We start from the raw sequence: 7,051 nt of genomic DNA, 5'->3' as shown, positions 1-7,051 counted from the left end.
GGGGTGCCGGTGAATCACCGGCACCCCGCCTTTGACTATGAAACGCGAATTAAGAGCGCTTCCTCCGCATTGCCGCGGCACCGATAGTGCCCGTCACGGCAGTGAGCACCAGCACATCGCCGGTGAGAGCACCGGTCTTGGCAAGGTGCGTTGCAGGCGTAGGAGGAGCCGAGGGCGTCACTGTCGTTGGTGTGGGCGTCGGACCGGGCTTGAAGGACAGTCGTGTCACGTATGGGTGCGACTCGCTGGTCGTGTACTTCAGGGGGTGCACCATGAGCGGAGCTTCATCCCATCCGGCAGAAGGACCGGTCATGGGCTCCATCCACGCAGCACTCAGAGCCATGTCTGAAGGGGGGCATGCCGGCGATGGGGGATCAAACACTGTTCCAAGAACAGGCCGAGGCTCGGCCGGTTCGACGGTGTCGTCGCTCATAGTCGGAGGGCATGCGGGTGAAGGCCGTCCAGGCCTGACCGTGACACCGAGCTGTTTCTCGACATCAACCGAGATGACGCCCTGCGTGAGGTGATCGATCTGGTAATCCGTATCGGCAGTTGCGGCATCGGTGAAGGCAATCTTCGAAATAGTGATCACCGCATCACCGTGAAGCGCACCCATCGCGTCCTTGAGGGCTGCGATGGTGGTGATCTCATCGGGGTTATCGAAGTCCACGGTAATCGTTGCGGTCTGTCCGCTAACTGCCACTGTCTTCGCTGAGAAGCCATGGGGAAGCCCAGTCACCGAGATAGCTGAGGGATCAGAAAACTTCAGCTGCGCAGGAAGATCGATCTGGGTTGTGAAGCCCAAGTGAGCATTCTTCAGTGCAATATCGTCGAAAGCGTTGGGGGTCTCGTCGTACTTCTCGAGGAGCTTTGCAATGCGTCCACCGCGAAGGTCATCCAAGTGAACAACGTTCTCAATGGTCAGAAGAGAATCTTTGTTCTCGGCGTGGATCTCTTCCGTCTGCGCCGGAGCGCCTCCATCCAGGCCGACCTTAAAATCGGTGTCGATTTCCGGGTCGTCACCGTTGACCGGAAGGGCGCCGAAAACCTTCTTGTACTTGTAGATACCGGTCAAGCGATCCGACGACAACTCCCACGTGGAGAATTCATAGTCGGGAATTCCCGCGGCTTGGAAGAAGTTCGGCCCGGTCTTAGAGGGCTGCAAGTCGTGGCCGTCCTCTTCATCAACCCAACGCGTTGTCCGGGTCGGTGCGGACGCGAAGCAATCGGTAGGCGACTGCGCGAGCGCCAGGGTCTTCGTGTCGAAGTGAAAGACCTGAGCGGGAGTGGTCGCTGATGCGAAGAAGTTGAACTGACCCGTCACGGTCACCTGTTCGCTGGCCAGTCGAGTCGCTTCCGTGGGGTCAGTTGTGCCAACGGCATAGGGGACCTGGACCTTGATCGTATGCTGGCCGGGGTCAGCTTTCTCTGCATCGTAGATATCGAGCAGCTGCTGCCAGGTCAGATCCTTGAGCTGGATGTTCGCAGTGACCTGTGTGCGGTCATCGCCCGGGGAGAACGAGGTGTATGCGAGCATGGACGAGGTAGATTTCGCGCGAGACGTCCCCACCGTGACCGCCTTAGGGACGCTCACGGTCAGTGCGATATCGGAGTTGGTGTTGCTGCCCGAGTCATGAGGGGAGAGTCCCTGAGCAGCCGCAGCACGGATTTCGGCCTCGTGGCCTGCCAGAAGCGTCGTGACCGGGATGTCCAGCACGACGGTACCGTGATAGGTCGTGATCACGGGGTTGGCATTGCACACGGTCGTGCTTGTTGATGAGACGTATTGTGAGAGGGGGAAGGGCTGGGCATCGGCTTGTGCGCTGCGAGGCGCAAACACTGTGACCGTCCCTGCAGCGGCTAGAGCCAAACCGGCACCCGCGGCTAGAACTCTCCGGCTATTCCTCATGATGTCCCCCAATCGCGGGTGTGCGTATGAAACACGATGACTAATGATTGTTCAGTATACTCATTGTCGATAATGATGTACATCGTCTTTTGCGAGCTCAGCCCTGGACTGAGTGTTCACTTGGGCGCGGTCCTCGCGTACAGGTGGTCCCCATGTGCTCCGTTGCGCACTCGCTCGTTAGCCCTTCATAGCGCGCATCAACCCCTTCATACGCACGTCAACCGCTAGATGTGCGTGTAGGCGGCGATGCCCACACGCATATCGTCGGGCCCACGTGCGAGTTATTGGGCCCACGTGCGCTTTCAGGGGGCCGCGCACTGGGCGCGAAGCAGTATGCGCAGGAACGAGGCGTGCACGACCAACTAAAATAGCGGCTTTCCCGCACTAGCAAGCCGAAAAGTCGCTACAAAACCAACACGTTTTGTCCTTTAACCCACACGTTTTGTCCTTTAACCCACGTTTTGTCCTTTCACTCGGAAACAAGGAGATGTGGGCAGGGTAGTGGCACCGTAGATGCGAAAAACCGGCGGCCCGAAGGCCACCGGTTATCTGTGCGTCATGGGGGACTTGAACCCTCAACCCGCTGATTAAGAGTCAGCTGCTCTGCCAATTGAGCTAATGACGCGGGGGTTTTGCAACCGAGAGATAAATATACAGGCGTGGCATGCTGCGCGCAAGTTATCCAGGGGTGTCGTGGCCTATGTCGCACGCGTGGCGTGAATCTTGTGGACTGACGTTAACGAGTCTCGTTTAGGGCGGGCAGTGAGCGGGCAGACTCGGGCACTTACAATGGGATCGCGGATGAAAGGGGAACGTCATGTCGGACGCGTCGAGCGCGTATTCCACCGTCGTGGAGGACATTCTCAAGCTCGTGTGGAGCGCCGAGGAAGCCGGTCGCGACGGCGTCAAGCCCAAGGATGTCTCCGAACACATGGGCGTCGTTCCCTCGACTGCGACGGAGAATATCCAGCGCCTGGCCCGCCAAGGCCTCGTGACGCACGAGCGCTATGGCAGGGTGCGTCTGACCCCGCAGGGGCGTGCGATCGCCCTGGGTATGGTGCGCCGTCACCGACTCCTCGAAACGTACCTGCACGAGGCCCTGGGGTTCTCGTGGGACGAAGTGCATGAAGAGGCGGAGATCCTTGAGCATGCGGTCTCAGATCGGCTCCTCGATCGCCTCGACCGCGTGCTGGGCTACCCGACCCGTGATCCCCACGGGGATCCGATCCCGCGTGCCGATGGCTCCAGTGATGGCCTCGCTGGTAGCCCTCTCGATGAGCTCGACGCTGCGGCTGGGGGAATCGTCGACCGGCTGCCCGACCGTGACCCCGAGGCACTTCGCGCCTGGGAGGAGATTGGCCTCGTTCCCGGCGCTCGCATCGCTGTCGTCGCTACCGGAGCTGACGGAGTGACGGTCCTCCTCGACGATGGGCAGATGCTTCTCCTGGATCCCTCCCAGGCCTCGGGCATTATCGTCCGGGACTGAAGACGTCGGGGCGAACCTCCTGTAGCGGGTTCGTTTGCGCCTGACGCATCCTCATTGACGAGGACGGGAAACGACGCAGCCCACCTGACCGATGGGGCCGGGTGGGCTGGGAGCGCCCTCGTGGGGCGCACAGATGGGGAGCGATGGCACTCAGGCGAGCGCAGCGGATCCCATCGACGGGGGCACATGTGCGCCGTGGCCTGCCGACAGGAGAGCCTGACGCAGCGCCGTCATCGCGCTATCGAGCTCCTCGTCGGTGGCCGGTGCCGCCTTCGAGAGTGACACGTCGGACTCGTCGCGCAGGGGAATCACGTGCAGGTGCGTGTGGGGGACCTCGAAGCCGGCGATGACGAGGCCGGCGCGCGGGACGTCAAAGGCCGCCTTCTGGGCGAGGCCGATCGCGCGCGCCACCTTCATCAGGTGCGCAGCCACGTCGGAAGGGGCGTCGGTCCACGCCTCGTAGGAGGTGCGCGGAACGACGAGAACGTGCCCGGGGGAGGTGGGTTCGATCGTTGCGAAGGCGACGCACAGGTCGTCTGCCCACACGAAGCGTCCGGGCCAGACGCCCGTGATGATGTTGTCGAAGACAGTGCTCATGCGACTATTGTCACCTATTTGCGTCCGTTTCGTACGGTCATCGCATCCGGCGGGGCGCGCGGGCGTGAACTACCCTGGTGGGGAGTATTGTTACGCGACCCATCGTTAAGCGAGGAACGCACAGATGAGCGAAAATCCGCAGAGTGCCCCGGCCCAGCGCTACACCGCTGAGCTCGCAGGCCAGATCGAGACGAAGTGGCAGGACCGCTGGGAGGAGCTGGGCACGTTCTACGCGGACAACCCCACGGGCGACCTGGCTGGCCCCCTGGCCTCCCGCAAGCCCTACTTCATCCTCGACATGTTCCCCTACCCCTCGGGTAAGGGCCTGCACGTGGGGCACCCGCTCGGATACATCGCGACGGATACGCTCGCGCGCTACCGCCGTATGAAGGGCGACAACGTCCTGTACACGATGGGCTACGACGCCTTCGGCCTGCCCGCCGAGCAGTACGCCGTCCAGACCGGCCAGCACCCGGCTATCACGACGAATCAGAACATCGCGAACATGCGCCGCCAGCTGCGCCGCATGGGCCTGTCCCACGACTCGCGCCGTTCGTTTGCGACGACCGACATCGAGTACGTGCACTGGACGCAGTGGATCTTCCTGCAGGTCTTCAACTCGTGGTTCGATCCGCAGGCCACGGCACCCGACGGCTCCCAGGGCGCTGCTCGCCCGATTTCGGAGCTGATCGCCAAGCTTGAGTCCGGCGAGATCCGCCCGGAGGATGGCTCCGACTACAACTCCCTGGACCGCGCAGCCCAGGCGAAGGTCGTCGACTCCTACCGCCTCGCCTACGTCTCCGAGGCTCCCGTCAACTGGTGCCCCGGCCTGGGAACCGTCCTGGCCAACGAAGAGGTCACCGCTGACGGACGTTCCGAGCGCGGCAACTACCCGGTCTTCAAGCGCAATCTGCGTCAGTGGATGATGCGTATTACCGCCTACGGTAAGCGCCTCGCCGACGACCTCGACACGATTAACTGGCCCGAAAAGGTGCGTACGATGCAGCGCAACTGGATCGGCCGCTCGGAGGGTGCGACCGTGCGCTTCGACGTGCCCGGCGCGCGCGAGGCCGGCGCCTCCCTCGACTCCCTGGACGTCTACACGACGCGCCCCGACACGCTGTTCGGTGCGACCTTCATGGTCGTCGCCCCCGAGCACCCGATCCTCGGTGGAACCGTCGGCGGTGACGCCGGCGACGAGGCCGCCCTCACCCTGCCCGCCTCCTGGCCCGAGGGCACGAAGGACGCGTGGACGGGTGGTGCCGCCTCCCCGAAGGAGGCCGTGAGCGCCTACCGCGCCCAGGCCGCAGCCAAGTCCGAGGCTGAGCGCGCCGACGAGGAGCGTACCAAGACCGGCGTGTTCACCGGCCTGTTCGGCATCGACCCCGTCAACGGCCGCGAGGTCCCGATCTTCGTCGCCGACTACGTCCTGTGGGGTTACGGCACCGGTGCCATCATGGCCGTGCCCGCCCACGACGACCGCGACTGGGCGTTCGCCCGCGCCTACGACCTCGACATCGTGCGCACGATCGGCCCCGCGGACGACCCCTACGGTCCCGACCTTGAGGCCGGCGCGTACACGGGTGATGGCGTGGCCGTGGACTCCGCGAACGACGAGATTGACCTCAACGGCCTGGCCAAGGACGAGGCGAAGGCCGCCATGATCGAGTGGCTGGTTGCCAAGGGCCTGGGCCACGGCACCGTCACCTACCGTCTGCGTGACTGGCTGTTCAGCCGTCAGCGCTACTGGGGCGAGCCTTTCCCGATCGTGTGGGACGAGGACGGTGTGGCGCACGCCCTGCCCGAGGAGATGCTCCCGGTCGAGCTGCCCGAGGTCAGCGACTACAGCCCGCGCACCTTCGATCCGGACGACGCCGATTCGTCTCCCGAGGCTCCGCTGGGTCGCGCCGAGGAATGGGTGAACGTCACCCTCGACCTGGGTGATGGTCCCAAGCGCTACCGCCGCGAGACGAACACGATGCCGCAGTGGGCGGGTTCGTGTTGGTACGAGATGCGCTACACCGACCCGACGAACTCCGAGCGTTTCGCCGGCGAGGAGAACCTCGCGTACTGGATGGGTCCGCGCGAGGGTAAGGTCAGCGGCGGCACCGACATGTACGTCGGCGGCGTCGAGCACGCTGTTCTGCACCTGCTCTACTCGCGCTTCTGGCAGAAGGTCCTCTTCGACCTGGGCCACGTGCCGGACTCCGAGCCCTACCACACGCTCTTCAACCAGGGCTACGTGCAGGCCTACGCCTACACGGACTCGCGCGGCCAGTACGTGCCCGCCGATGAGGTCGAGGGCGACGAGACGACCGGCTTCACCTACAAGGGCGAGCCCGTGGGCCGCGAGTACGGCAAGATGGGCAAGTCCCTGAAGAACATCGTCACGCCCGATGAGATGTACGACGCCTACGGTGCCGACGTCTTCCGCGTGTACGAGATGAGCATGGGTCCCCTCGACCTCTCGCGTCCGTGGGAGACCCGCGCGGTCGTCGGTTCTCAGCGTTTCCTCCAGCGCCTGTGGCGTAACGCCGTCGACGAGGAGACCGGCGAGGTCACCGTGTCCGAGGCGCCCTCGGACGACAAGACGCGTCGCCTCGTGGCCCGCACGATCGCCGAGGTGACCGAAGAGTATGAGAACCTGCGCATCAACACCGCGATCTCCAAGCTCATCGTCCTCAACAACCACCTGACCAGCCTGGACGCCGTCCCGCGTGACGCGATCGAGCCCCTGATCCTCATGCTCGCCCCGGTCGCCCCGCACCTGTGCGAGGAGCTGTGGAGCCGACTGGGTCACGACGCCTCGCTGGCTCGCGAGCCCTTCCCGGTCGTCGAGGACGCGTCTTTGCTGGTCGAGGACACGGTCACGGCCGTCGTTCAGGTCAACGGCAAGGTGAAGGCCCGTATCGAGGTTGCCCCCTCGATCTCCGAAGAGGACCTCGTCGCGGCTGCCCTGGCTGAGGCCCCGATCGTCAAGGCCCTCGGCGGCGCGGAGCCTCTCAAGGTGATCGCCCGCGCACCGAAGCTGGTTAACGTCGTCGTCAAGAAGTGAGGTC

At 63.9% G+C, this 7,051-nt stretch carries 4 protein-coding genes and 1 tRNA gene; 2 read left to right on the top strand and 3 right to left on the bottom strand.

The features are described 5' to 3' along the window. Positions 1 to 49 precede the first annotated feature (49 nt). On the bottom strand, positions 50 to 1,744 hold the full coding sequence (locus HMPREF1478_RS05740; RefSeq protein WP_232207435.1) for a cell wall protein: 1,695 nt from the start codon (positions 1,742 to 1,744) through the stop codon (positions 50 to 52). 717 nt (positions 1,745 to 2,461) lie between these two features. Then, positions 2,462 to 2,534 (bottom strand) — tRNA-Lys (locus HMPREF1478_RS05735). Positions 2,535 to 2,726: 192 nt separating this feature from the next. On the opposite strand from HMPREF1478_RS05735, the gene HMPREF1478_RS05730 reads away from it, so the two are divergent. Further along, positions 2,727 to 3,395, top strand: a complete 669-nt coding sequence (locus tag HMPREF1478_RS05730; protein WP_016461134.1) for a metal-dependent transcriptional regulator — start codon at positions 2,727 to 2,729, stop codon at positions 3,393 to 3,395. A gap of 150 nt (positions 3,396 to 3,545) precedes the next feature. Here HMPREF1478_RS05730 and HMPREF1478_RS05725 read toward each other — a convergent pair whose 3' ends face one another. Then, positions 3,546 to 3,992, bottom strand: a complete 447-nt coding sequence (locus tag HMPREF1478_RS05725; protein WP_016461133.1) for an HIT family protein — start codon at positions 3,990 to 3,992, stop codon at positions 3,546 to 3,548. A 124-nt stretch (positions 3,993 to 4,116) separates the two neighbouring features. On the opposite strand from HMPREF1478_RS05725, the gene HMPREF1478_RS05720 reads away from it, so the two are divergent. Next, a complete protein-coding gene (locus HMPREF1478_RS05720) occupies positions 4,117 to 7,047 on the top strand; it encodes a leucine--tRNA ligase (protein WP_016461132.1) in 2,931 nt (976 codons plus the stop codon). Positions 7,048 to 7,051 lie beyond the last annotated feature (4 nt).

Source organism: Actinomyces sp. HPA0247 (genome assembly GCA_000411415.1).
Classification (GTDB): domain Bacteria; phylum Actinomycetota; class Actinomycetes; order Actinomycetales; family Actinomycetaceae; genus Pauljensenia.
This window is presented reverse-complemented; position numbering and strand designations above follow the sequence as displayed.

Excerpts from the sequence above, each read along its gene's own strand:
- HMPREF1478_RS05730 (WP_016461134.1), top strand. The coding sequence starts at position 2,727 with ATGTCGGACGCGTCGAGCGCGTATTCCACCGTCGTGGAGGACATTCTC.
- HMPREF1478_RS05725 (WP_016461133.1), bottom strand. The coding sequence starts at position 3,992 with ATGAGCACTGTCTTCGACAACATCATCACGGGCGTCTGGCCCGGACGC.
- HMPREF1478_RS05720 (WP_016461132.1), top strand. The coding sequence starts at position 4,117 with ATGAGCGAAAATCCGCAGAGTGCCCCGGCCCAGCGCTACACCGCTGAG.